22 protein-coding genes and 1 pseudogene are annotated in these 25,335 nt (G+C 42.2%); 9 read left to right on the forward strand and 14 right to left on the reverse strand.

The genetic code is table 11. From position 1 onward, the window contains the following. The first annotated feature begins 1,169 nt into the window (after positions 1–1,169). From LC586_RS02840 to LC586_RS02855, 4 genes are all read left to right on the forward strand, one after another. Positions 1,170–1,397 (forward strand): hypothetical protein, encoded by a 228-nt coding sequence (locus tag LC586_RS02840; protein WP_229482846.1) that lies wholly within the window; start codon positions 1,170–1,172, stop codon positions 1,395–1,397. A 253-nt stretch (positions 1,398–1,650) separates the two neighbouring features. Next, positions 1,651–2,526 (forward strand): SDR family oxidoreductase, encoded by an 876-nt coding sequence (locus LC586_RS02845; protein WP_229482848.1) that lies wholly within the window; start codon positions 1,651–1,653, stop codon positions 2,524–2,526. A 70-nt stretch (positions 2,527–2,596) separates the two neighbouring features. Next, positions 2,597–4,105, forward strand: coding sequence for a beta-barrel domain-containing protein (locus LC586_RS02850; RefSeq protein WP_229482850.1), 1,509 nt, complete (start codon positions 2,597–2,599; stop codon positions 4,103–4,105). 527 nt (positions 4,106–4,632) lie between these two features. Beyond that, positions 4,633–6,312, forward strand: a complete 1,680-nt coding sequence (locus tag LC586_RS02855) for a flavin monoamine oxidase family protein (protein ID WP_229482852.1) — start codon at positions 4,633–4,635, stop codon at positions 6,310–6,312. Positions 6,313–6,480: 168 nt separating this feature from the next. Here the strand turns inward: LC586_RS02855 and LC586_RS02860 are convergent, their stop codons facing one another. Then, positions 6,481–7,983 carry a S8 family peptidase gene (locus tag LC586_RS02860; RefSeq protein WP_229482854.1) on the reverse strand — a complete coding sequence of 501 codons (1,503 nt, stop codon included), beginning with the start codon at positions 7,981–7,983 and terminating at the stop codon, positions 6,481–6,483. 706 nt (positions 7,984–8,689) lie between these two features. On the opposite strand from LC586_RS02860, the gene LC586_RS02865 reads away from it, so the two are divergent. Beyond that, positions 8,690–8,992 (forward strand): hypothetical protein, encoded by a 303-nt coding sequence (locus tag LC586_RS02865; RefSeq protein ID WP_229482855.1) that lies wholly within the window; start codon positions 8,690–8,692, stop codon positions 8,990–8,992. Positions 8,993–9,120: 128 nt separating this feature from the next. Here LC586_RS02865 and LC586_RS02870 read toward each other — a convergent pair whose 3' ends face one another. The 3 genes from LC586_RS02870 to LC586_RS02880 form a co-directional block, all read right to left on the reverse strand. After that, on the reverse strand, positions 9,121–11,823 hold the full coding sequence (locus LC586_RS02870; protein ID WP_229482857.1) for a type I secretion system permease/ATPase: 2,703 nt from the start codon (positions 11,821–11,823) through the stop codon (positions 9,121–9,123). Further along, complete coding sequence (locus LC586_RS02875) at positions 11,772–12,554, reverse strand: peptidylprolyl isomerase (protein WP_229482858.1); 783 nt, start codon at positions 12,552–12,554, stop codon at positions 11,772–11,774. Before LC586_RS02875 ends, LC586_RS02870 begins: the two co-directional genes overlap by 52 nt. Before the next feature lie 431 nt (positions 12,555–12,985). Next, on the reverse strand, positions 12,986–13,807 hold the full coding sequence (locus tag LC586_RS02880; RefSeq protein ID WP_229482860.1) for a TIGR00297 family protein: 822 nt from the start codon (positions 13,805–13,807) through the stop codon (positions 12,986–12,988). 532 nt (positions 13,808–14,339) lie between these two features. Here LC586_RS02880 and LC586_RS02885 point away from each other — a divergent pair. Beyond that, positions 14,340–14,771: a VOC family protein gene (locus LC586_RS02885; protein ID WP_229482862.1), complete on the forward strand. Its 432-nt coding sequence runs from the start codon at positions 14,340–14,342 to the stop codon at positions 14,769–14,771. Between the two features lie 166 nt (positions 14,772–14,937). On the opposite strand, the gene LC586_RS02890 is transcribed toward LC586_RS02885, so the two are convergent. After that, positions 14,938–15,573 (reverse strand): esterase/lipase family protein, encoded by a 636-nt coding sequence (locus LC586_RS02890; protein ID WP_229482864.1) that lies wholly within the window; start codon positions 15,571–15,573, stop codon positions 14,938–14,940. Between the two features lie 499 nt (positions 15,574–16,072). Between LC586_RS02890 and LC586_RS02895 the strand changes: the two genes are divergently transcribed. Continuing rightward, entirely contained in the window at positions 16,073–16,621 is a 549-nt protein-coding gene (locus LC586_RS02895) for a hypothetical protein (RefSeq protein WP_229482866.1), read from the forward strand. Between the two features lie 54 nt (positions 16,622–16,675). Here the strand turns inward: LC586_RS02895 and LC586_RS02900 are convergent, their stop codons facing one another. The 8 genes and pseudogenes from LC586_RS02900 to LC586_RS02935 form a co-directional block, all read right to left on the reverse strand. Continuing rightward, positions 16,676–17,155, reverse strand: coding sequence for an after-VIT domain-containing protein (locus LC586_RS02900; RefSeq protein ID WP_229482868.1), 480 nt, complete (start codon positions 17,153–17,155; stop codon positions 16,676–16,678). Positions 17,156–17,184: 29 nt separating this feature from the next. Next, positions 17,185–17,710: pseudogene (locus tag LC586_RS42515) on the reverse strand (VIT domain-containing protein); the annotation flags it as partial. Between the two features lie 333 nt (positions 17,711–18,043). Continuing rightward, positions 18,044–19,108 (reverse strand): tetratricopeptide repeat protein, encoded by a 1,065-nt coding sequence (locus tag LC586_RS02910; protein ID WP_229482870.1) that lies wholly within the window; start codon positions 19,106–19,108, stop codon positions 18,044–18,046. A 68-nt stretch (positions 19,109–19,176) separates the two neighbouring features. Further along, positions 19,177–19,905, reverse strand: coding sequence for a 16S rRNA (uracil(1498)-N(3))-methyltransferase (locus tag LC586_RS02915; RefSeq protein ID WP_229482871.1), 729 nt, complete (start codon positions 19,903–19,905; stop codon positions 19,177–19,179). A gap of 13 nt (positions 19,906–19,918) precedes the next feature. Further along, positions 19,919–20,563, reverse strand: a complete 645-nt coding sequence (locus tag LC586_RS02920; protein WP_229482873.1) for a Uma2 family endonuclease — start codon at positions 20,561–20,563, stop codon at positions 19,919–19,921. Positions 20,564–20,675: 112 nt separating this feature from the next. Further along, positions 20,676–22,592: a sulfite reductase, ferredoxin dependent gene (gene sir / locus LC586_RS02925; protein ID WP_229482875.1), complete on the reverse strand. Its 1,917-nt coding sequence runs from the start codon at positions 22,590–22,592 to the stop codon at positions 20,676–20,678. A gap of 263 nt (positions 22,593–22,855) precedes the next feature. Then, complete coding sequence (locus LC586_RS02930) at positions 22,856–23,395, reverse strand: putative outer membrane beta-barrel protein (RefSeq protein ID WP_229482877.1); 540 nt, start codon at positions 23,393–23,395, stop codon at positions 22,856–22,858. Positions 23,396–23,535: 140 nt separating this feature from the next. Continuing rightward, positions 23,536–23,769 (reverse strand): hypothetical protein, encoded by a 234-nt coding sequence (locus tag LC586_RS02935; RefSeq protein WP_229482879.1) that lies wholly within the window; start codon positions 23,767–23,769, stop codon positions 23,536–23,538. 19 nt (positions 23,770–23,788) lie between these two features. Between LC586_RS02935 and LC586_RS02940 the strand changes: the two genes are divergently transcribed. Further along, positions 23,789–24,730, forward strand: coding sequence for an ADP-ribosylglycohydrolase family protein (locus tag LC586_RS02940; protein ID WP_229482881.1), 942 nt, complete (start codon positions 23,789–23,791; stop codon positions 24,728–24,730). Positions 24,731–25,085: 355 nt separating this feature from the next. On the opposite strand, the gene LC586_RS02945 is transcribed toward LC586_RS02940, so the two are convergent. Next, positions 25,086–25,172 carry a divalent-cation tolerance protein CutA gene (locus tag LC586_RS02945; RefSeq protein WP_229482904.1) on the reverse strand — a complete coding sequence of 29 codons (87 nt, stop codon included), beginning with the start codon at positions 25,170–25,172 and terminating at the stop codon, positions 25,086–25,088. Between the two features lie 73 nt (positions 25,173–25,245). Between LC586_RS02945 and LC586_RS02950 the strand changes: the two genes are divergently transcribed. Beyond that, the coding region (locus LC586_RS02950; RefSeq protein ID WP_229482905.1) for a helix-turn-helix domain-containing protein at positions 25,246–25,335 on the forward strand (90 nt) is incomplete at its 3' end.

Consider the following 25,335-nt stretch of genomic DNA (forward strand, 5'->3'; position numbering starts at 1 on the left):
TTATTCTGAAGCGGACGTGTGGGTAATGCCAACATTTTGCAATGATGCAAATACCTGAGTTCAGAAGCTCACATTTGAATCCATTACCCGCCATAGGTTAGAAACCTACGGCTAATAGCGAAAGTCCTCTCAAGAGGACTAAACAATAATTTATCTGACTTCTGGCTGGAAATGCGGGTAAAACAAGAATTTCAGTCAGCTTTAGATGACTTTCGCTATGAGCCGCAGAATTTATTCTGAGGCGGACGTGTGGGTAATGCCAACATTTTGCAATGATGCAAATACCTGAGTTCAGAAGCTCACATTTGAATCCATTACCCGCCATAGGTTAGAAACCTACGGCTAATAGCGAAAGTCCTCTCAAGAGGACTAAACAATAATTTATCTGACTTCATGACTCGCTCACCCCGAAATTTTCAACCTGGATTTTGTTATCACATCACTACTCGCAATACGGTTCGGTTAAGGCAAGAGACGGCGATTTATCGCGTCTTTGCGAACTTTGGATGAATGCGCTGCTAGATACCGAGGCTTTTGCAAGAAATATCGATTCTTCTTCAACGATTCTAACCCAGGCCAATACTGCGTAAGTTTTGCCTAAAAAATAACTCCAATGTAGGTTGGGTTGAGGAACGTAGCAAGATCCCGCAGGGGAACCCAACATTTTCACGGCTTTGTTGGGTAACACTTAAGTTCAACCCAACCTACAAATCTTCTTAACGTAATTACTTAAGTTACGTCGAATTTAATAAGCAAAATGTCATTTGACTTACTCAAAATGCCATTTGACTTATTCAAAAGCTGTGTTTGCTTTCTCATTTTGGTGTTTTCCGCAAGCAAAAGGAGCTTTTACTTTCTCAAACCCCAGTTTGCTTTCTCATTTTGGTGTTTTCCGCAAGTAAAAGGAGCTTTTACTTTCTCAAACTCCAGTTTGCTTTCTCATTTTGGTGTTTTCCGCAAGTAAAATGAGCTTTTACTTACTAATTTCGGTGTTTTCCGCAAGCAATCAAGCATATTGAGAAAGCAATATGCTTAATTGCTGACTCATTCCGGCTTAAATATTAGTCAAAGTCAATTTTTTTAACGAACCGCAAAGGACGCAAAGAACGCAAAGGAAGAAAAGAAAGAAATGCTTAACTGAACTGTATTGACTTTTAGCACTGCAACAAATGAAGCAAGGTAAAGGGTTAAAATTCCCTAACTTTAACGCTATCCAGGTAATCAGTTCTGCTATAGAAGAGATGAATTCACCCACAGATGAGCAAGCAGCACTAATTCGGATAACTTTGGAAGGCAGGAAAATGAGCTATCCTGACCGATACGACCAGGAGAATCTGCTGAACTTGCACAAGGCTATGATGTCGCTTGAACAAGCTATTAACTTGTTGAGCCAGTAAAATTAATCCCATTACCGCATCCCCTGCATCTACAAAGATGTGGGGGATAATTTTTAGAGATTAAGATAAATAAGGTGTGACTTATTGAGCTAATAGAGACCTAACCCCCAACCCCTTCCCTAGTAGGGAAGGGGAGTAAGATTCAAAGCCTCTCTCCTCTTAGGAGAGAGGTTTGGAGAGAGGTCAAAGTGTATTGCATACAAACGAGCGAACCCTTATATAAACCCTGTAACTATTCAATTTAGGTATTTATATGTTTCTAATAACTGGAGCAACGGGAGGAATTGGTCGCAGAGTTGTGCGACTCCTACGGCAACGAGAACAGTCTGTGCGGGCATTTGTCCGCCTGACATCGCGCTACAGCGAGTTAGAACACCGGGGTGCAGAAATCTTCATCAGTGACTTGCTAGAAGAAAGAGATATCCAGAAAGCTAGTCGGGGTGTCAAGTATGTTATCAGCGCCCACGGTTCTGATAGCGATGCCTTATCTTTAGATTACCGCGCCAATATTGAACTAATAGACCAGGCGAAAGCCAATGGCGTAGAGCATTTTGTCTTTATTTCCGTACTGGGAGCCGATCGCGGATATGAAGACGCTCCTGTGTTCAAAGCCAAACGAGCAGTAGAGCGATATTTGTCAGCTAGTGGCTTAAATTACACTATTTTACGGCCATCTGGATTAGCATCTAACTTGCTGCCACTAGTAGAACAATTTCGGGAAACGGGATTGTATTTGCTAATTGGCGATCGCAAAAACCGTACCTCAATTGTCAGTACCGATGATTTAGCAAGGATAGTGGTGGATTCTGTGACAGTTGAAGGCGCTCGCAACCAGATTTTACCTGTGGGAGGGCCGGAGATTTTATTACGAGAAGATATTCCCCGGATTTTTGGTCGGATCTTCAACAAACAGCCAGTAATAATTAACTCACCACTATTTGCCATTGATGGGTTACAGAGTGCATTGGGTTTAATTAATCCCCAAATCCAAAAAGCTTTGGGAACTTATCGCACATTGCTAGCAAATGAATTTTTCTGTACAAAAGATGAAATTGCCAATTTGGAGGCGATTTATAACTTCAAGTTGGAGACATTAGAAAGTTTTTTGCGGCGTTATCTAGCAGTTTGAATAGTCATTAGTCATTAGTCATTGGTCATTAGTGAATAACTAAGGACAAATGACAAATGACTAATGACTAATGACAAAGGACAAAGGACAAAAATATATGGTAAATGCTGCTCAAGCACGTCAGACAAAAGAGCGATTCGCCCAACCAGAGGAACAACTCACATACGAGTTGGGGAAGGCGGTACAGCAATTGCCGCCCCTGTACACGAGATTATTAGCGGGAACGATGAGCATCATCGTATTTGGAGCGATCGCCTGGGCGTACTTCTCGCAAATAGATGAAGTAGCAACAGCACCTGGGGAATTAATTGCTTCCACGCAGGTAAGACCGGTGACATCCTTGGGTGGGGGGTCAATTGTTGCTGTTAAAGTGAAAGAAGGCGATCGCGTTGCTAAAGGTCAAGTTCTGGTTCAAAAAGATCCAGACTTGCAAATAACCGATGTTTCCCGTCTAGCCAAATCTTCTAGATTGATTCAGGATGATTTGCAACGTTTGGATGCAGAACGCATCGGAGGCAAAACTACTGGGACGAAAGTGCAAGATGAACTTTTAAGCTCCCGCCTGCAAGACTTCCAAGCGCGTCAAGCAGGGGCGGAAGCAGAAGCAAATCGCCAACTAGCACTTATAGATCAAGCCAAAGTCCGCTTGACTCGGTTGCAAGACAACTTAGTTAATGCCAAAAGCAGCGTTGCAAATGCCAAAACCAACCTTGTCAACACAAATAGCATCCGAATTAAAATTGAAAGTAATTTGGCACTTGCACAAGAAAGGGAAAAAAGCCTACGCACCCTAATTACTCCTGGTGCTGTACCTCGTGTCGATTACTTGGATGCCCAAGAAAGATTAACTCGTGCAGAGACAGAAATCACTAGAGCACAAGATGAAGTGATTAACGTCCAAAATAAAATTACAGAGGCTCAAGATAAAGTCACGTCATTAGAAAAAGATATTGCTGCTCAAGTCCAAGAAATTCGCCAAGCAGAACAAGCTTACAACGCTGCACGCAGTCAAGCCCAGCGTGTAGCATCAGAACGCCAAAGTGAAATTTTGACCCAGTTCAACAAGCGTAAAGAAGAACTGACAACTGTTCAAGGCCAATTAGAGCAGGCGAGAAAGCAGCAAGCTTTAGAAACAATTGAGGCTCCCGTTGCCGGTACAATTTACAGAGTTAAAGCCACCAAGGGGCCAGTGCAATCAGGTGAAGAATTACTGTCAATTTTGCCGGAAGGGGAAGAAATGCTCCTAGAGGTGAAAGTTCTTAACCGCGATATTGGGTTTATTCGTCAAGGAATGAAGGCAAAAGTGAAAATGGCGACTTTCCCTTTTCAGGAATTTGGCACTGTGAATGGGGAAGTTATGCAAGTCAGTCCGAATGCAATTGTTGATAAAGAATTAGGCTTAGTTTTTCCCACCAGAATTAAGCTAAGTAAACACTCAGCGAACGTGCGGGGTCAAGAAGTAGAATTTACACCCGGGATGTCTGCTACAGGTGAAATTGTCACTCGTAAAAAGTCAATTTTGACATTCATCACTGAGCCTGTGACGCGGCGGTTCAATGAGGCATTTTCCGTTAGGTAGGTTTGTAGCCTCTGCTGTTTTTATAGCGTTTCCTAATCATACAAGGTACATCAGAGCAAGCTCTTCGCAAGCGGGGAGGGGTTCTTGTACTTAACTCAATCGACAACCGCTATATCAGCTACGCCTAGCATCCCACAAAACACTGATTTATATCATGTCCGCCAAGTTACCCATAATAAAAGAACCCCACCCCCAACCCCTCCCCGCAAGCAGGAGGGGAGCGAAAGCGTAGCTTTTGCGGGGTGGGGTTCTTCGGGTTTAATAAGCAATCAAGCGGACATGATATTAGTCTTGGTAAACCAAAGCTTTCAAGAAGAATTTAATTATTTTTCATATTTAATTTCATTACTTCATCACAAAAGTCATTTCAACCTGCAATTATTAATCTTATTTGATATGGCGGTTCCCATTTAGATGGAGTACAACATTACATAACGAGGTGTAGGGGCACGGCACTGCCGTGCCCTTACAGGTATATCTCACGTAAACGAGAACCGCTATAATTAGCGGCAATAAAGGTGTGCTTAATGGCTAGGTCTGCACTAATAGTATCTTTGCAACGCGCTTATAAAATTGCGAGGGCATCGCTTAAAACTGGCATTCCCACCGATGAGATAGTTGATATTTTAAAACAAAGAACCACTCGTCGCCGCTTACTGTATGGGGGTTTGGGATTAGCAAGCGCATTAGCTACAGCTACCTGGCATAATGGACGTGATTCTACTGCTTTTGCCACGATTCCCAAAGTGCTGGTAGTGGGTGCGGGAATTGCTGGCTTGACTGCTGCCTACCGCTTACGTCAAGCTGGGGTTCCTGTAGACATCATTGAGGCGAGGAATCGCGTTGGTGGTCGGATACGTAGTTTAGCCAACGCAGCAGGTACTGACATAACTGTGGAACTTGGTGGAGAATTTATTGATACAGATCATAGTAAATTGCGATCGCTTGCTCAAGAACTTGGTTTAACAATAGTCGATCTACTCGCTACTGATAAAGGATTAGTGCCAGAAACATGGTACTTTCAAGGACGCAAAATTGCTGAAGTAGAAATTATTAATTACTTCATTCCTTTAGCACAGAAAATTGAGGAGGATTTAGTTGCTATTGGGGATGGAGATGTAACTTATCGCTCTTACAATCAGGCAACTTTCGCTTTAGATAATACTTCCATTGCAGAGTATTTAGACCAAGCAAAAATTAATCCCATTCTGCAAGAAATGCTGTATGTTGCCTATACTATCGAATATGGTCGAGAAGCAGCAGAACAATCCTGTTTGAATCTAGTGTTTTTGATTGGTACTAACACTGATACATTCTCAGTCTACGGCGAAAGTGATGAACGTTACACCATTCGTGGTGGTAACGACCAAGTACCTCGTCTGCTAGCGGATTACTTAGCAAATGTTATACAAACTGACACAGAATTAGAAGCTATCTGTATCCGTCCCGATGGTCGCTATCGAGTTAGTTTACGGTCTGGCTATAGAACCTTTGATCGTACTTATGAAAGAATTTTGTTGACATTGCCCTTTAGCACTTTGCGTTTAGTGAAGTTGAAAGTCAATTTACCAGCAATCAAACAGAAAGCGATCGCAGAATTAGGATATGGTACAAATGCCAAATTAATTACAGCCTATCAACAAAAATTGTGGCGCACTAAATATAACTCAACAGCAGCAACATTTACTGATACAGGCTTTCAAAACACCTGGGAACCCAGTCGCTACCAAAAAGGCCCCAAAGGTCTGATTACTAATTTTACTGCTGGTGAACATGGTTTATCTTTGGGCAAAGGTTCAGCAGAATCTCAAGCCGAAATACTATTACCACAATTAGATCGGATTTTCCCCGGAATTAAAAACCTACGTCAAGGTCAAGCCATTCGCGCCTATTGGCCTGGAGAGCAATACACACGAGCCTCCTATGCTTGCTATTTAGTCGGACAATGGACAGGGATAAGTGGAGCTGAACAAAAACGTGTAGGTAATCTATTTTTTGCTGGTGAACACTGCTCTCCGTCCTACCAGGGATATATGGAAGGGGGTTGTAGAACAGGTGAAGTTGCAGCTCGGAGAATCCTCAAAGATTTAGGTTGGCGAAATATCTCTGCTGAACAGAAAAAACCAATTACTACCAATCGATTAAATCGCTATCATCCCAGGATTCCAAGGGACAAACGTTTTTCTGACGACTACACCCAAGAGTAAAGGTAATTGCCTAGCAGCTTGTCATTAGACATCGCCTGATATCATGTCCGCATAATTAGTTATGATTCCTACAGTCATTACACCCCACCCCCAACCCCTCCCCGCTTGCGGGGAGGGGAGACAAAGCGTAGCTTTGGCGGGGTGGGGTTCTTCGGGTTTAATAAGCAATCAAGCGGACATGATATGACCTATTAGAGAACTGACATCATAACTATTAAAACTAGAAATAGTCTCTGGTGTGAGATATTCTGCTGTTTTTGTAATCGCCTGACCTATTAGAGAACCGACATCATAACTATTAAAACTAGAAATTGTCTGTGGTGTGAGATAATTTATGGTTTGTGCATTTATAGCTAGCAAGTTGTTGCTAGAAATCACCTGCCTTGCCAGAGAGCTAACATTGGAAATATTAAAACTAGAGAAACTAGAGATTGTACTTTGTGAACTATTTTCTGCTGTGTCTGCGTAGGCGTAGCCCGTCGTAGACATCGCCTGACTCGGCACAGAACTAGAAATATTTGAACTAGAGTTTGTACTTTGTGTACTATTTCCTGCGGTTTCTGCCACAATTTGACGGACTTGGGCATCAGTCAAGTTGGGGTTAGCACTAAGCATCAAAGCAACTACACCAGCAACATGGGGAGCAGCCATAGACGTGCCGCTATAAGTGGCATATTGATTATTCGCAACTGAGGAGTACACCTTGACTCCTGGGGCTGTGACGTATGAAATTTCATTTGCTCCAGAGCGGTTAGAGAAGTCGGCCAGATTATTATTTTTATCCACAGCCCCAACGGCAATTCCCGACTTGTATGCATAGCGAGCGGGATAGTCTGGTGATGAGTCACCATCATTACCTGCTGCCATGACGACAATCACTCCTTTGCTGCTGGCGTAGTCAATGGCTGACTCTAAAGTGCGATTGGAAGATGCGCCTCCTAAACTGAGGTTAATCACATTAGCTCCATTATCCACAGCGTAGCGAATACCTTTAGATATGGAACTATAGGAACCAGAGCCAGATTCATTTAAAACTTTTACGGGCATAATCTTGGCATTGTATGCAATACCAGTGACACCGTAGTTATTATTTTCCCCTGCGATCGTGCCGGAAACATGAGTGCCGTGACCGTTGTTATCTAGGGTGTTGTTGTTTTTATCAGAGAAGTTCCAGCCGTAATTATCATCAACATAGCTATTGCCATCATCATCAATACCATTACCCGCAATTTCCTTGGTATTCGTCCAGATATTATTTTTTAAATCCTCGTGGTTATAGTCAACGCCAGTATCTAGAACAGCAACAACAACGCCTTTACCTGTGTATCCCTGTGCCCAGACTTCTGGTGCTTTAACAAGGTCTGCTCCCCAATTATTGCCACCAAGATCAGCAACATCAGCATAGGTATTCTGACCAATACCTCTAGCCACTGCTGCTGCTCCATTAATCAAGCCATAGCCATTGGTGGAGTTATAATTTTGAGAGCTAAAAGCATTAGAGTCACCATTATTTAGCAACTGCACATCAGCATCGGCTGAGTTATAGCTACTACGTCTGCTGAAGTTGAGGCTGTAATCATCTTTCGTATTAAAGCTATCTAATGAGGAGATTGAAGTAACATTTAGCTGTTTATTTGACAACACATTGTTATTAACATCATCAATGAGCATAAGTGTTTTTTTCTCAAAGATAGTAATTGGTTTTGACAGGTTGAAGCTTTAAAATCTTTACAAGAAGATTTCAATGTGTGAATAAGCCTCATTGTCAATAATTACTATGAAATTTCATAAGAAAATGCTAATTTTATTACCAAAAAACCTTCTGGCAAGTGTGGTTTGTATTAAGAGTAAATTTATCAATTGAATCTTAAATATTTGAGGTGTATTAATAGAGACTAACGCAATGAAAAGAAAACGTTATGACTGTTAATACTTTTAAAACTACTGCGATCGCTGGCTATAAAACAATACACTTGGGTTAGCGTCAAAAACTTTAAACTGTGTAGGTTGGGGAGCCATTGCGCCCTTGCGGTTTCCCGACTTAAAGCAAGTGGCGTTTGAGGAACCTAGACCCAAAGGGGTTACCCTCCGGGAAACCCAACATTTACGGGATTTGTTGGGTTGCGCTTTGCTTAACCCAACCTACAATTTTTCATAAAGCCAACTAGGAACCACACCACCATAATCGCACCCACAACGCCACAAAAACCTGAATAGTTTTTGTTATTCAAGGATGATTTGAGAGAACTGCTAGAAAACTGCGCTACTGTACTACATACCTATGTATAGTTTGATATAAATAATTATTATTTTTATCAAGATAATAATTGCTGGCAATATAATCAAAACTACCTAATTAACAAATTAGCTACATAAAATGAAAAAGTCTATCTTAACTACTACTTTAGTTACAATGACAGTTACCTTTAGCGGTCTTGGTAGTGCTGATGGTCAAAAACCTAGTACGCACAATACACAAGTCGTCCAACTCGCCTATGAATTAGGTATAGCTGCTGTCGATAAATGCTATAAGGAGAAAGATATAGTCGAATGCGACAGATTAAGTAAAATTGAAAGTACATTATTCGCCTGGTGTATTGAAGGCGATATGTTTGCCTGTTCTGTCCATAATAATATATCAAGTTATAAAAGTGTTGTAATGGTTACTCAGCAATACTAAATGCTTTGGTTGCTGAGTTTGCAACGAAATTCCAATGGCGAATGAAGCATAACTCCATTCGCCAAAAACTATTCTTAAGCTATTCTCCAGATGTCAAGTAGGCACAAGCTAAAAGCTTGTTAAATCTACTAAATGTTTGCTTGCTGCCGTTGATATAGTGACCAATACAAACCCTTTTGTTGCAACAATTGTGAGTGAGTACCACGTTCAGCAATCACGCCTTGTTCCAACACCAAAATCAAATCAGCACGTTTGAGAGGGGCAAAGCGGTGAGCAATTAAAAACACGGTACGATTAGCAGAAATTTTTTGCAGGTTTTGCAGTACTTGTTGTTCAGTTTCACTATCTAAAGCGCTGGTAGCTTCATCTAAAACTAAAATCGGCGCTTGGGAAAGAAATAGCCTTGCTAGGGCAATACGTTGTCTCTGTCCACCAGATAAAGCTGTACCGCGTTCACCAACATTGGTTTCGTAACCGTAGGGTAATTGACTGATGAAGTCGTGTGCTACTGCTAGTCTTGCCGCCTCTACTACTTGCTCTGCGGTAATGTCGGGACTACCAAGAGTGATATTTTCCAAAATGGAGCCGTTGAATAAAAAGTCTTCTTGGAGAACTACACTAACTTGTTGCCGCAGTGAGGCTAAATCGGCACTTTTTATATCAAAACCATCAATAAGGATGCGTCCTGATTCAATTTGATAGAGGCGTTGCAATAGCTTAGACAAAGTACTTTTACCAGAACCGCTACGTCCGACAATGCCAACAAATTGCCCTGGTTCGGCATTGAAAGATATTCCCCGCAGAATTGCTTCAAAGTTCGGCCGGTAGCGGAAAAATACTTGCTCGAAGGTGATTTGACCTTTCAGGGGTGGTAAAACTAGACCGGTTCCCAATTCAGCTTCTGGAGAGACGTTGAGAATATCACCAATGCGATCTACAGAAAGTAGCACTTGTTGGAGGGTTTGCCACAACTGTACTAAGCGCAAAAGTGGGCCTGTGACTCTACCAGAGAGCATTTGAAAGGCAACAAGCTGTCCGACTGTGAGCTTTTGTTCGATGACTAATTTGGCTCCAAACCAGAGAATCAGCAGGGTGGAAAAATTGGTGAGGAAGTCACCAATATTGCTGCTGATATTGGAGGTAGTAGAAGCTTTAAAACCTGTGCGAATGAAGCGAGCAAATAAGCCTTCCCAGCGATCGCGGGCTACTGGTTCTGCTGCATGGGCTTTAACGGAGTGAATTCCGGTGATTGTCTCTACTAGAAATGATTGACTATCGGCACTCCGGTTAAAGGTTTCGTTGAGCCAGTTACGCAGAATTGGTGTTGCAACTATCGTTAAAGTCGCAAATAGCGGCAGTACTGCTAAAGCTACAAAGGTGAGTGGGATATTATAGTAAAACATCAATGCTAGGTACACCACAGCAAAGATGCTATCCAGAATCACAGTTAATGCTGTACCTGTGAGAAACTGACGTATTTGTTCGAGTTCCTGGACTCGTGCTACTGTGTCTCCGACGCGCCGCGACTCAAAATAAGCTAATGGCAGACGCATCAGATGGCGAAATAGCTGTGCTGATAAACTCAAATCCAGACGACGAGCTGTATGGGTAAAGATGAATAGGCGCAGAATGCCAAGTATGGACTCAAATATAGCTACGCAAAAAAGTGCGATCGCCATTACATCGAGAGTCGGCAAACTCTCCTGCACCATCACTTTATCAATCACGACTTGCGTAATTAGTGGTGTTGTTAACCCCAAAAGCTGCAAGGTAAAAGATGCTAACAATACTTCTGTTAGCAATCCCTTATACTTCCAAACTGCTGGGGTGAACCAACTGAGGTTAAATTTTTCTTGCTGGGATATGAGTTCTACTTGCCACAATCGTCCATCCCAACACGCTTCAACTATCGACTGCGGTAAGCTTTCACAAATGCGATCGGGATTTAGAGGGTTAGCGATAATCAGGCGATCGCCTTTAACTCCATAAGCTACCACCCAGGATGGACTCTGGGGTGAATCAGAATTCCACAGCAGTAAAGCTGGAAATGACAACTGTCGCAACTCACCCCAACTCACTTGTAACCGCCGCAACACTAACCCTAACTTTTCTCCTGCTTCCACAACCTGTTTTGGGCGTTGTCCTCTGAGTTGGCGCTGCACCCATTCCAGTTGCACAGAATTTTCTAACTGTTGCGCCACCATTGTTAAACAGGCAGCAGCGGTGTTCCAACTAGCAACAAAGGGATAATTTGAGATAATTTGATTGGCGGCTGGAAGTCCTCTTTGGGGTTGGATACTGTGGGGGCTAGAAGTTCCCTCTGAGGCTGGCGCTAGTGAAGGAGTGGAAGAGAAGGAAAATGTGTCTCTCTCCCTCTCCATGTCCACTGGTAACACTTGCCAGAATTCCTGAATTTGTGGGTTAGAAAATTCTGCCCACAGCGCTGTATGCCAACACACTACTACTACTTCTCTACTAGCAGCTACAGCTTTAAAATCCGCAGATAGCTTTTGGAAGTCACCAAACCAATCCCCCACATCTAGGGCGGCTATTGGTTTGCCAACTCCTTCCTCTCGTAAGCGGACTTTTCCAGCCACAATTAAGAATTGGTAACCGCCGACATCGTTTGACCAAATTTTTTCTCCAAGACGATACTGACGAGTTTGGGACTCCTTTTCCAATCGGGATTGTTGTTCGGGAGTCAGCCAGCATAGCGGTGGCTGATTCCAAGGCAAAGAAGCTAGCACTTTTAATCGTAAAGATTCATTATCCAGAATATTTAACTCACTTGTAATTTGACTGTCAGTTTTTGAATTTTCTCTGCTAGCCATTTCTCAAACAACTCATTTTGTAGTGCAAGATTTAGTTGAGTATCTTCTAAAGACGCTGGCAGAAATTGTTCTACTCGAAACAAACCATAAGGCCCTTCTCCTTGGGGAGAGTCTTTGCCAACGATTTCTATTGGCCCTATCAATTGTCCAGGACTGGCCACATCAATAGCTGCCCGTAATATATCCGGCATACTTCCTCGGCTGACTATTCCCATCATGCCGTTCACAATTCGGTCATCTGAAAGGGAATACTCTTTAGCTAGTTGCTCAAAACTACCTCCTTCTTCAATTTGGGTTTGTAGTTCGTCTGCCAATTCTCGATTATCAACAACGATCCGAGAAAGTACTACCCGATCCAAAAAAATTTTGCGTTCAATAAAATATTCTTGGACTTTTGCTTCCGTCACTACAGCTTTTAGCTTTTCTAATTTGTAACCAAAAGCCACCGATGTGTGAAAGGTAGCGTAATCTGTGTTGTTGGCCTTTAACCATTCTTGAAAACTTTGGGGGTCAATCAGTTGGTTTTTCAGCCTAAAGTCAATAATTGCCTGTTCAGTTATTGCTGTACCAATCTCAATATCGTCTCTTGTTCGGATTTCTTCTTCAATTACGTACTGGCGGAGAATATCCCCAATGAACTGTCCCAATTTTCCAGAGGCTTGCAGGTACTTTACTGCTTCCTCAATAGAAATTGTTTTGTCATTGATTGTCAAAAATGATAAAGATTCCATGAACTAACTATGTAGAAATGGTTAAGCGCTTATAAGACTTTTAAACTAAATCATATAAAAATCATTTGGTCATTGATGATTAAATATGATAAAGACTTTATGAACTAATTACATCTAAATTGTCAAAAAATTATATACCTAGTAAATAAAATAATTTTCCATAATTACTTTTACGGTCTAGCAGGGACAGAACAGGATTTAAAATATCAGTTACAAGGCAAAACCAGTTGTGTAACCAAATCTTTATAAATTCAGAGAACTAATCAGGTAGCTAGATAGGCGAAAATAAAGCAAAACATATTAATAATTGTTTCTTGCCAGTTGCTAAAAGTGGAGCTATTGTGTTGTTTTTGTTACCCAACTTATAGCAACTGAGGTGGGAAACCCTTTCCATACGTAACCTTAATAAGTAATTCTTTATTATTACCTGTCTAATTAATTATACTTATCCATATCCAGGCAAATAGCACAGACGCGATCGCACCGATTAATGTATTAAAAATATTTACTACTTCATTGGTCAGCCAGGTATATTTAGATTGCAATGTTGCGCCAATCACACTTTCTAAGTTCGTGGCAATAAATGCTGCCAGTACACACCAAACTACTCCCAATAGATCAATTAAACCAACTCCCCAACCAACAAATGCGATCGCTACAGAAGCCACAATCCCAGCTAAAGTCCCTTCCAAGCTTACCGCCCCTTCTGTACCGCGAGGCACTGGTTGGAGTGTGGTAATTAGAAAGGTGCTTTTACCATAGGCTTTACCTACTTCACTAGCAGTGGTGTCAGCCAGCTTGGTACTGAAACTCGCTACATAGGCTAACAATAATAGAGACTGGGGATTGGGGACTAGAGACTTGTACTGAGCGAAGCCGAAGTATTGGGGACTAGATACAATAAATCCCGAATTTATTATCCCTACTCCCAAAGCACACAGCGCCCCAGTCAAAGCCGAACCCCAAACATTTTCTGGGCCTCGTACCCCAGAACGCTTTTCGGCAATTCCTTCAGCCTCCTTCTGCGCCATCCCAATGCGGGTAACGGCAGAACCAACAAGAAAATAGAACATTACTACTGCATATCCTTGCCAGCCCAGAGTTACCCAAATTAGGATGGACAGAAACCAAGCGTGGAATAATCCAGCAGGGGTAAGCAGCTTTTTCGGAGCAATCCAAGCTAAACCCAATAGAACTGTGTTTAATCCTACCGCTACCAACCAGGGATTAAAAGAGTTAATTAAGGATGACATCAGCAATTAATCATGAGTAATTTTGTCTGAATATCAACAGAATAACTAATTTGTTACCCCTAGTACCGCCTTGCGGAAGTAAAAATTAAAAATGAATACATCGTAAGAGTTTCGTTGATTTGGAATGGGTGTTTATTTATGCCGTCTTAAGTCTGTACCCCGTGCAAATCCAAATTAGTATAGCTGCACAAGACTAAATAATTAAATGTAAATTATGTAGACACAGGGCTAAGTCCACAGCCGCAGGGTGCAGCAGATGAAGTGGTATTCAGTCCCCAAGGGACTTCCAAATAAAAAAATACTCAAAAAACTGGCGAAAAAACTCTCTCCTCCTTATTCCTCTGTGTTCTCTGTGTCTGGAGTGGTTCGTTTATTTGGTGGATAATTTATTTCTTGGAAATCCCCAATATTAGTCATAAGCATAAAGGATATAAGTTAATGTCAATTAAAAATGTGTTCAAGTTGACCACAATCAAGACTTAACAGCATAAATTGTAGATAGCATCAACTACTAGTCTTTTCCACACAAGCTATGAGCCAAACTTTATTCCATCTTGCTTTCCCTGTGACTGACATTGCCCAAACAAAAGCATATTACGTGGATGGCTTGGGCTGCATTCCTGGTCGTGAAAACCATCACGCCCTGATTCTTAATCTCTACGGTCATCAATTAGTGGCTCACGTCACCAAAGAACCCTTGACACCGCAACGCACTATATATCCTAGACACTTTGGGCTAATTTTTACCCAAGAACGTGACTGGCAAGACTTACTAGAAAGGGCACAACAACAACAGCTACTTTTTCGTGAGGAAACCAAAAACCGCTTTGTTGGTTCTCCTCTTGAGCATCGCACTTTCTTTTTAGAAGATCGCTTTTATAACCTCATGGAGTTCAAGTATTATCGTCACCCAGAGGCGATTTTTGGGAGTTACGAACATACGCAAATTGGGGATAGGACTTAAGTAATTCGTAATTCGTAATTCGTAATTAAAGATGAATCAATCCAGTGTGGCAAGCATTCTAGTACAGCACGGCGTAAATAAATATACCATTTCAAATGGCGCAAGAAGCTCGGAATACAATTATGCGTGAATGCGTGAATGCGTGACTTCCGCCTTGCGGTACTAGCTACTGACTGGATTTTTTATTCAGTAAGGGTAGCTTAATAGGCTCTGTTAAAGCTGCTTTTACTACTGCTAGACTCCTGGGGTCTGTTAGCATCCAAGGGTGTAGAGCAACTGGTACTATGACTTCGCTTCCTACGGACATTTGTGAACTATTCGCTGGGACAATCATCAAATCGTAAGGTGTCCAGATAGACGTAAAATTTAGCTGCCCCAATATTACAGCATCAGAATTTAAATCTTTGAGAAAAATGCTGTCGGGGCGCATTTGTACGCAACCAGGACGCCGGGAACCATAAGCAACCACAGTTCCATTATGGGGCGAAGAGATCGTTATAAACCTCTGTACGCGGTTAATTCCTCCCAGTCGCTGAACATAGTAACGGCTGACAATTCCTCCCATGCTGAAGCCTACTAAATCCAGACGTTGTTCTGGTGCAAAGGTGGCTGTAACATAATCTGCTACTTGTTTTGCCAACTTATCAAGACCTACATTACCATTATTAGGTACGAGATCGAGAGAATATACAGACCAACCCTGTAGTCTTAACTGAGCCGCCATTTTATGGAAAACTGCCTCTGTGTCGTCAATTCCGTGTATTAACAAAACGGGATTGTGTTGTTGATTTTCAATGTTCATTTACAAAATCTGGCTGAATTAAGGGGTGTATTTCACTTTTTTAGGTACAAACTGAAGCTATTGCTTTTCGGATTCCTTAAAAGATATTTTTGCAAAACTGAAATCCTCCCAAAGATAGTTCGTATAAAATTTAACTTATAGCCAGCGCCATTTGCCAACAGGCTATGACACTCCCCCCACTGGTTGAAAGTAAACCACTTGCTTTTCTCTAATCAGTAATTTCAAACAAATAAATGTTAATTTTTGTAAAGCCTGCTTTCAGAATCTTGCTCTTAGTTACAGTAAAATTTAATAATTAGTTCTCGGTGTATACAGGTCGCAAGTGCTTGCAAAAGAACATTTGCCCTATAGTTTTACTACAATGTTGATTAAGCACAAACCTATAAAGGTTGTCACCACAATAGGGTGACGCAAAGTAGAAAATGTAACATTTTGTCGTAATTTTTAACAATTACGGTCGAGTTTCAAATATAAAAGGTAAAAGGCAGGAGTAATTGTAATGGATTTTATCAAAAAGTTAATTTCAGGTATTTTGGATTTCGTTACCGGACTGTTACGAGGAAAGAAGAAAAGCAACGGCTACTTCTTGGAATTGGACGAAGCCAAAGATGCTGCTAAAGATGCTGCTCAAGAAGTAGCATCGAACGTAAAGAAAGTAGCAGAGACAGTTGCATCGAATGTTAAGAAAGTAACGGCAACAGAAGCACCAGAAGCGCCAGAAGCATCCAAGCCAGCTTCATTGAACGGAACAAAAACCGCCGCAGCTAAGGGTAAGGAAAAATCAGCAGCTAAGGGTAAGGAAAAACCAGCTAAAAATCCCAAACCAGCCGATGTTACGCTAGTGCAGACTGCTGAGGGTCTTAAAATTGAACCTGGCAAAAATGCAAAAGCCGCAGCAGCCAAAGTCCTCAAAGAGGAGCCAAAGGAAACTACCTTTGCGCCTAAATATCTCGCTCCTTCGGCTACTAGCTCTAATGGTCGTCGGCGTCCCGGGGCAAATATGAGCGCTTACCTAGACATGGCACGTCAGGTTAAAACCCCTGGTTAAATCACAGAGACGCGAAATTTTGCGTCTCTTTCTTGTCTATATACTATCGATGAGTTAAGTGTGAATACGCAATATTAAGACAAGTTTAGCAGTTGTAGATGGGGGAACTCTCCAAAGTAGGAGCGATCGCTTAATTTTCTCCACTACAACTGCATCTTTTTGGGTTGAGGCTTCCTCGTCTAACATTATCCCTGCTACCCGACTTTTGTTGACAGTGAACTCAAAGACGATTTCACCACTGAAGCCTGAAGGAAAGTTTAATTGTTGAAGGTGTTGGGTTAAGTCAGCAATTTCTGCTTCATCCAAGCCAGTTGCGCTGATAACTCCTAACTGGTGAGAGATGGGCGCTGCTAATTTTGGCGATCGCGGGGCTGATTTTTTTCGCTTTGGCTTTTTTTGCTTTGACGACCGCCTTTGCCGGAGAAACTCTGGAGCTTCTGCTGGAGTTCGTTCCACTAGATATGCTATTTGCTTTAGAACAGCACCAGCCGGAGGGCTGCCAAACACTCCTTCGTAACTAACTCCTTCAGGCATTTCCACTGGCACTTACATAGATACATATGACACTTTCGCAACGGAGCGCCAGATTGCGAACCGGAGGTATCCACCAAAAATACGACATCTTTAGGAACAATTTCATCAGTGGAATATTCCAAAGTTGGAATCAGATATATTGCGAAATGTCCGCCGCGATCATCGGCTTGGGTTAATATTGTGGATTGAGTTTCTTTACCAGAAAGTTGTCTCGTTCCTGTTCTAAAAGTCCGGCGGTGCGTCCTTCTTGTTTTGCCTTTTCGTAGATGGCTACAGCTTCTTCACGTTTTTTAATATTACCTTTGATGCTGCGATCGCCTATTTTGATTTCCATATCATCCACCGCCGCCTCATCAGGTAACGGAAAGATATACACTGCTTCTAAAGGCTGTGTAAAAGGATTTTCAAAGCTTTGGATAACCTCAACTCGTGACAAGTTACCTGCAATTTTGCTATAACTTCTGTGTGCTTGAGCGGAAAAACTAGTTGTTATCCTTGAGCAGATTTAACGTAAAAACCCCCTATTTGTAGGTTTTTAGCATTTACTGTATTCATAGATTTGATATAGCACTCCTATTTTATTTGTGAACTTACTTCTTAAAGTAGGTAAGTAGCTCGTCATAAATAAATTAAAGTTTGTAGTAAGGACTTTAGTCCTAATAATCCTTGTTTTGAGCGATGAATCGCTACTACAAACTAGAATTTTATTTTATGTTTATAGGACTGACGCAGAAAACCTCTCAAACTCTTATTCCTTCGTGTCCTCTGCGTCCTCTGTGGTAGCCTGCGGCAAGCCGCTTTGCGTCTACGATTTTCCGTTTTTTGTGCGTAAGTCCTGGTTTAATTATGCCTGCCTACTTAATAAGTAAATTAATTACGAATTACGGATTATTTAACAAATACCAGTCCACTATATAAATGAAAAGCTGAGTCCCAATTAGTATGTTCCCTACGCAACAAATGAATGTGAGACTTAATATGGCCCAGCATTTCTGTTTGATCTAATGTTGTATCTGCAAAAGACGTGAAATCTGACCAGATTTGGACTTGAGGCAGTTGCTGGTTCATCCAACTCGATAAAGTATTCCAATTAATTCTGATTGTATTTTGGCTAGCTTGGGGAATGATTTCTAAACCTTGCTGGAATTCATAGCCGTTATCATAAAGTCGGAGAATGCAACGTCTACCAGGTATGTGTAAATCACAAAACTGGGCATAGTCTTGTGTTTGAGTTTTCCGTTCCAGTTTACCGCGCACGTTGCGATCTACCACTTCCTCAAAAATGGGCAACAGTCCCACTACTCTTGCTGTTACTTCTGACCAGTCAAAGGTAAGATAACCGAGTTGATTTGTCTCATTACGGCAAACAACTGTAGCTTGTGGGGTAGATTCTTGAAAATATTTGACTTGATAAACTTGAATTTGTTGAATTTGAGCTATTGTTGCCCAAAAGCAAGGAATGCCAGCCTGCTGTAACTGTTTCCCGTAAAACTTTAGTTCTCCCACTTGGCCAGGGCGGTACAACCTCCAGCCACGACTTGGCAGTACCAGCCGTGCAGTGTAAGGGTCTAGCTGCATAATCTGGGCAAATTTTCGAGACGCTTCTGTTTTAAGTTCGTTACTGAGTGGCTCTAAAACTAGTACGCCAAGTTCGGTGTTATTCCCTTCGGCTGTTGCTTGAGAAATGGCTCTTTGTCTTTCTTCTATTTCCATTTCTTGTAGCCGTCGCAAACCTTGACGTGCGAGGGTCACTATTCTACTATTCCTCGTATCTCGCAGCAGTTGCCGATACACTTTTTCTGCATCCTGGCGCTTTCCAGATACTTCATGTAGCCGACCGAGATAAAATTGTACCCAAGGATGTTCTGGCGATTCTACTAGCAGCTGTTTCAGTAATTTAGCAGCTGTTTGATAATCTTTCTGCTCAAAGGCGATCGCAACTTGCTCAATCATCACTTACTTTAAATACACGCTGGAGTGATGTCTCGCGCAAAATATCTTTTGCGTGAGCTATAAATCATTTATACTTCACAAGCTGCGGTAATCAAGGATAATGCTACTACTGGGGCTGTAACTGCTCTTAGGATGCGGCGACCAAGGGAAACAGGTTGAAATCCAAATGCGATCGCATTCTCGATTTCTTGTGTTGTCCATCCTCCCTCTGGGCCAGTGGCAATGACAATTCTTTCTTGTCCTATGTCATTTGTCCTTTGTCCTTTGTGCTGTAAGCAATCTTTTAAATGGGGAAACTCACCACGCGCCACACAGATATATTGCTGGCTGTTTGCAAATGACAAACCCGTATTAAAAGTAACAGGCTCTAAAATGGTTGGGACGAATGAGCGCTCTGATTGCTCGGCGGCTTCCGCAGCGATGCGCCGCCAGCGTTCAAGCTTTTGAAGACTAGGATGAAGCAAAGTGCGATCGCTCAATACTGGTGCAATACAAGTTACTCCTAACTCTGTACAACACCGCACAACTTCATCAAATCCATTGCCTTTGGGCAACGCTACCATCAGTGTAATTGATACAGGTAATTCTGTTTCCACCAAAAGCGCTTCTAAAACCTGTGCTTGTTCCCCTGCTAGCTGCGCTAACCACCATTTTCCTTTACCATCCATTGCAATAAAGCGATCGCCTTCACGCAAGCGCAACACACGCCCTAAATAATGCTGTTGTTCTTTGGTGAGTAAAATTTGCCCTTGTTGGAATTGAGAGGGTGCGATCGCAATTCTTTGCAGTTGAGACATTTTTCTTAATAAATTATTGCCCTGCTGTAGATATCTGTTGTCTAACCCAGGTACGGAAAGCACGAGTTGCTGCTATTTGTCCAACTTTCTTGCTTTCTTGAATAAATCGGGGAATCTCTGTTAGCAGCACAGGCGCAAAAGTTGGACTGCGATCGCTTTGCGAGTATTGTCCACTGTTTAGGGCGTAGATCCTCAAGACATTTCCGTTATACCGCCAGAATTCTGGGACTCCCATTGAAGCATAAAGGCTTAACTTGTCTATCTTGGGTCTGGAATATTCCACTTCCAGTACTATGTCTGGTGGTGGGTCTGTATTCAGGTCAAAATTTTCTTTGTTGCGGACTAACAATTCATTTTGGATATAGTAACTACTGTCCGGCTCACCTCCTTGCTCCAAATCATCCCGCGTCATAGTCAACGAGCCAGCGCTTTTAACTTCTAAACCAAATTCTTCACACAACACAAGAACAAAACCTTCGATGAGACGGTTTGAGTTCTCGTGTGGCATCAGGGGGGTCATAATTTCTACTATTCCGTTGTCATAAGCTAGCCTTTTATTTCGCTCAGATCCCATATCTGCCAGCATAGCTTTGAATGTCTGCCAGCTGATGTTTTGCAGCACATCCCTAGTTTCTGCGAATTTTGCTGTAGTTACCATAGTTCAGTCTTCCTGTGGATGTGTTACCTAACTGTATTAGGACTTACGCCAGAGAGACACAGATGGATTTATCTGTGTCTCTCTTTGATTTCATTATCTTCAATTTTTCGGCTTAAGAAAGATTCTGGAAGTAAGCTTCTAGCGCTTCAGTGACTAACTGAGTCATCGGCTTCCCTTGGCTTTGGGCTACTTCCTTCAACTTACTATAAACCTCTTCTTTCAAATTTACCCGATGGCGCGATTTGTTTGCAGCATTGGCTGTTTGGGGTTCATAGGTGCTAGCAAATTCACGGATGGCATCAAAACCAACGCGATCGCAAAAATCACCAAAACTTTCCTTCGATTTCCGAGATTTTTTAAAGTAAACAAATATCGGCTCTAGGAAGCTGTCTAAATCATTATGGTGCAGCTTCTCTGTGTAAGGTTGTGCCAGTCGAGTCTGATTTGGCGAACCCCCTAACCATAATTGGTAAGATTCTGGAGCGCTACCGACAAAGCCCAATTCTGCCAAGTAGGGACGAGCGCAACCGTTGGGGCATCCTGTCATTCTTACCACAAAATGCTCATTTTGTAAACCTACTTTATCCAAAAGGGCGCGAACCCGCTCCAAAATGCCCGGTATTGCCCGTTCTGATTCTGTGATTGCCAAGCCGCAAGTGGGCAAAGCAGGACAAGCCATTGCATACCGCACTAAAGGTTCGATTTTACTAGGGTCGTCTACAACACCGTGACGGCTGAGAATGTCTTGAATAGCTTGCTTGCTATCTGGTTCGATATCGTAAAAAATCAGGTTGTGGTTGGGTGTCAGACGGATGGGTAAGTTTAACTGCTCGACAATTTCCCGCAAGGCGGTTTTCAGTTGAAACGAACCTTCATCTTTGATTCGACCATTGTCAATGGAAATTCCTAAGAATAGCTTGCCATCACCTTGTTCATTCCAGCCGAGGAAGTCGTGATATTTAAACTCTGGCAGTGGTTTGAAGGCTTCGACTGATTTACCGAAATATTCTTCAACTTGAGTGCGGAATTTATCTACGCCCCAATCGTTGATTAAATATTTTAATCTGGCATGACGACGATCAGTGCGATCGCCATAATCTCTCTGGGTAGCAACAATCGCTTTCACGATGTCGTAAACATCATCCTTCGCCACATAACCGATGGGGTCTGCTAACCTAGCGAAAGTTTCTTCTTTACCGTGTGTTCTACCTAAACCACCACCAGCAAAAATATTAAATCCTTCTAATTGCTTCTTCTTATTAGTAATTACTACCAACGTCAGGTCTTGAGAATACAAATCAATCGAATTATCCCCTGGCACCGTCACGCAAATTTTGAATTTGCGGGGCATATAGTACGTGCCATAAATTGGTTCTTCGTTGTCATGGATAATTGTGCCATTCCCATTGCGCTGTCGGGCTGCCTTCACCTCTGGGTCTTCTTCAGCACTAATTGCTTTTTCCCCATCTAACCAAATTTCGTAATAAGCGCCTGTCTGCGCTGAGAGCAAGTCAGCAATATTCTGGGCATACTCCCAAGCATACTGATACTCTGGGCGATTCTTAAAGGGGGCTGGTGGTGCCATCACATTTCGATTAATGTCGCCACAAGCTCCCAAAGTCGAACCTAAGTTCTTGACAATGGTGGCGATTGCTGACTTAAGATTCTTCTTTAAAATTCCGTGCAGTTGGAAACCTTGACGGGTAGTTGCTCGTAACGTCTGGTTGCCATACTCATCAGCTATTTTATCTAAAGCCAGATACAGCTGCGGCGGTACTAAACCACCCGGATTTTTTGTCCGCAGCATAAACTGGTAATCTTTTTCCTGTCCCTTGGTGCGGTTATCGCGGTTATCCTGCTGATAAGAACCGTGAAACTTCAAAAGCTGCACCGCATTTTCGGTAAAATGGGTAGTGTCTTGAAGGATCTCAGTTGCTACAGGTTCACGCAAAAAATTACTATTTTCCTTGATTCCTTCTACTTTGGAAGGCTTACGGGTTGCAATGGGGGAAGGAGCAGATTTAACCATTAGACTTGTATAGTATTCTCAATAAAGCATTAGTAGACGCCGAATCAGCACCCTTCGGCTATTTTATCCCCGGTAATCCGGCCGGAATAATGAGGAATAGTCTAATTTTACCACGGCAAAAGCAGGCTTTGTCAGTGATGTAACACTTAACAAAACCAGCTTTTTCGAGTAGTGAGTTTTGTTAGCGATAGCGGGGCGTTGAGCCAGTGCTGAGTCCTGAGTACTTAAGTAAAGTATAGAGCGACTGAGGACTCAATAATTTTTTATTTGAAGCGATAGCCAAGACCGCCATTGATGCTAACAGCAGGAGTATCGCTATTTTGGTAAGCACCAAGTCCTACCTTGGCGTTAGTGTAGACGAGGAAATTGTTAGCCACTTCCGATTCAACACCAGCACCTACCACAACCGAATCTTTGTTACCTATAGGAGTTGGTGAGCCATCTTTCTCTACAAAAGAATAACCACCAGTTAAATAGGCATTAGTTCTATTAGCGATGGGCACATCCACAGAAACTTCTGGGATAATGGCACTTGTTTTATCACTCCAAAGGACATTACCGCGTGCAGAAAATGGCGTAGTTCCTAATTTCACGCGACCTGTAACATTACCACCAAATGTGGCATTATCGTTGATACCTTGTCCGCCGCTAGTAACACCAGCTGCAACACCAGCACCAACATAGCTAGCATCAGTACCTTTTTTTGTTTCAGCATAAGCTTGACCAGCTGATAGAACAAGAGGAGCAATTATTAAGGAAGACAATGCAGAAATTGCCATGAAAGACTTGAGTAAGCGTTTCATACTTTTTACCAAACTTTGTATTTTTTACTTGTATATTCCAAGTCGATAATTATGTGAGAATGTTCCAAACTTTTCCCAGATTTTATTAACTTAAGGTTGCTATTGATGCATGACGTTTACAGATTAAGTATCCCGAAAAATCAAAAATAAGCTGTTATAATTACATTCAATGTCTTTTCATCTGGGTTCTTTGTTTCAAAAATAGACGCTTTTAAAACTGGCACAATATTTGGAACTAAAACTAAGTCGGTAGATGGTAAATAAAATACCCGCTTAACAATTTTTTGCCGAGCTTTCCACAGATGATGAAAAGTAGGCTGTAGCATCCGTTGCAACAAGCTATAGAGGGAATCTATAAAGTTAATTTTGAGCAATTATTGTGGAGATTGAATAATGCTAACCGCTGCAAAAACGTTGTCTGGTTTGATGGGTTTATGTGTCGGTGATGCGTTGGGTGTGCCGGTAGAGTTTACTAGCCGCGCTGAACGAGTAAAATCTCCAGTGACAACGATGTTGGGTTATGGCACATGGAATCAACCACCAGGAACTTGGTCAGATGATAGTTCCTTAAGCTTTTGCTTGGCAGAATGCCTTTGTAGAGGGTATTCGTTGGATGCTATAGCCAATTCCTTCTGGCGCTGGTACAAGGAGGCTTACTGGACTCCTCGTGGCGATGTCTTTGATATTGGTCAAACTACCCATACAGCAATTATGCGTCTTAAACAGGGAGTTGTTCCCCATCAGGCGGGTGGGAAGGTTGAAAATAGTAATGGCAACGGTTCGTTGATGAGAATCTTGCCGATGGCTTATTGTCACAGAAACTTAACTTTAGGCGAATTGCTGGCGCGGGTGCATGATGTTTCGGCGATTACTCATGCTCATGCGCGATCGCAAATGGCTTGTGGCATTTATATTAGTATTGCAGTGGCGCTCTTGGAAGGGGCTGACCCTCAAACAGCTTATTTACAAGGATTGCAAGATATCCAAACAATTTATTCTGTCCGAGAATTTTTGTTAGAGAAGCCGCATTTTGGCAGAATTTTGAGTGGTGAGATTGCCAAGGTACCAGTGGAAGAGATTAATTCTGGTGGCTATGTGATTGATACCTTAGAATCATCCCTGTGGTGTTTGTTAAATAGCTCGTCTTATTCTGAAGCGGTGCTGAAAGCTGTCAACTTAGGCGGAGATACAGATACTACCGCCGCCGTCACCGGTGGGTTAGCGGGAATTTATTACGGGGTGGAAAATATTCCCAAACAATGGATGAACCAAATTGCTCGTAGACAAGACATTATCTACTTGGCAGAGCGTTTTGCAAGGGCTGTTTACAGCTAGTAGTCTGTCAAGCAAAGTTTGAAGGGTAAAGAAACGAACCGCAAAGGACGCAAAGAGCGCGTTCGCGCAGCGTCTCGCAGAGAAGTTAAGAGATAAAGAAGAGAAATTTAAAAACTGATTCACCTATCAAAACTTTTGCAATAGACCACTAGTGGTCTGTCAATTCAACTTTGACGAGTAGATAAATTCTTCAATTTCTCTTCTTTCCTTTTTCCTTTGCGCTCTTTGCGTCCTTCTCTGCGAGACGCTACGCGAACGGGGTTCGTTCTCTTATCTCTCAAATTTAATGAGACAGACCACTAGTTTCTAATTTTAAATTATACAAAGAGTGAGGAGTTATGAAAATTCTAAATCCTCAATCTTTACTTTTAACTTGCTGAGAAATCCACTGCAAGTAGGCTTGAGAACTGGCAACAATTGGTAAAGCTATAATTTCTGGCACTTCATCAGAAAATGTGGGTGGAAACCCCGTGCTGGAAGCACGGCTTTACAAAATTTGTGGTAAAATGTGAAATATGGAACAAGCTTTCCGCTACCGTTTTTATCCGACACCCGAACAGGAATCCCTGTTGAGGAGAACTTTGGGATGTGTGCGTTTGGTGTAT

It is taken from the genome of Nostoc favosum CHAB5714, assembly GCF_020829495.1.
GTDB lineage: Bacteria > Cyanobacteriota > Cyanobacteriia > Cyanobacteriales > Nostocaceae > Nostoc > Nostoc favosum.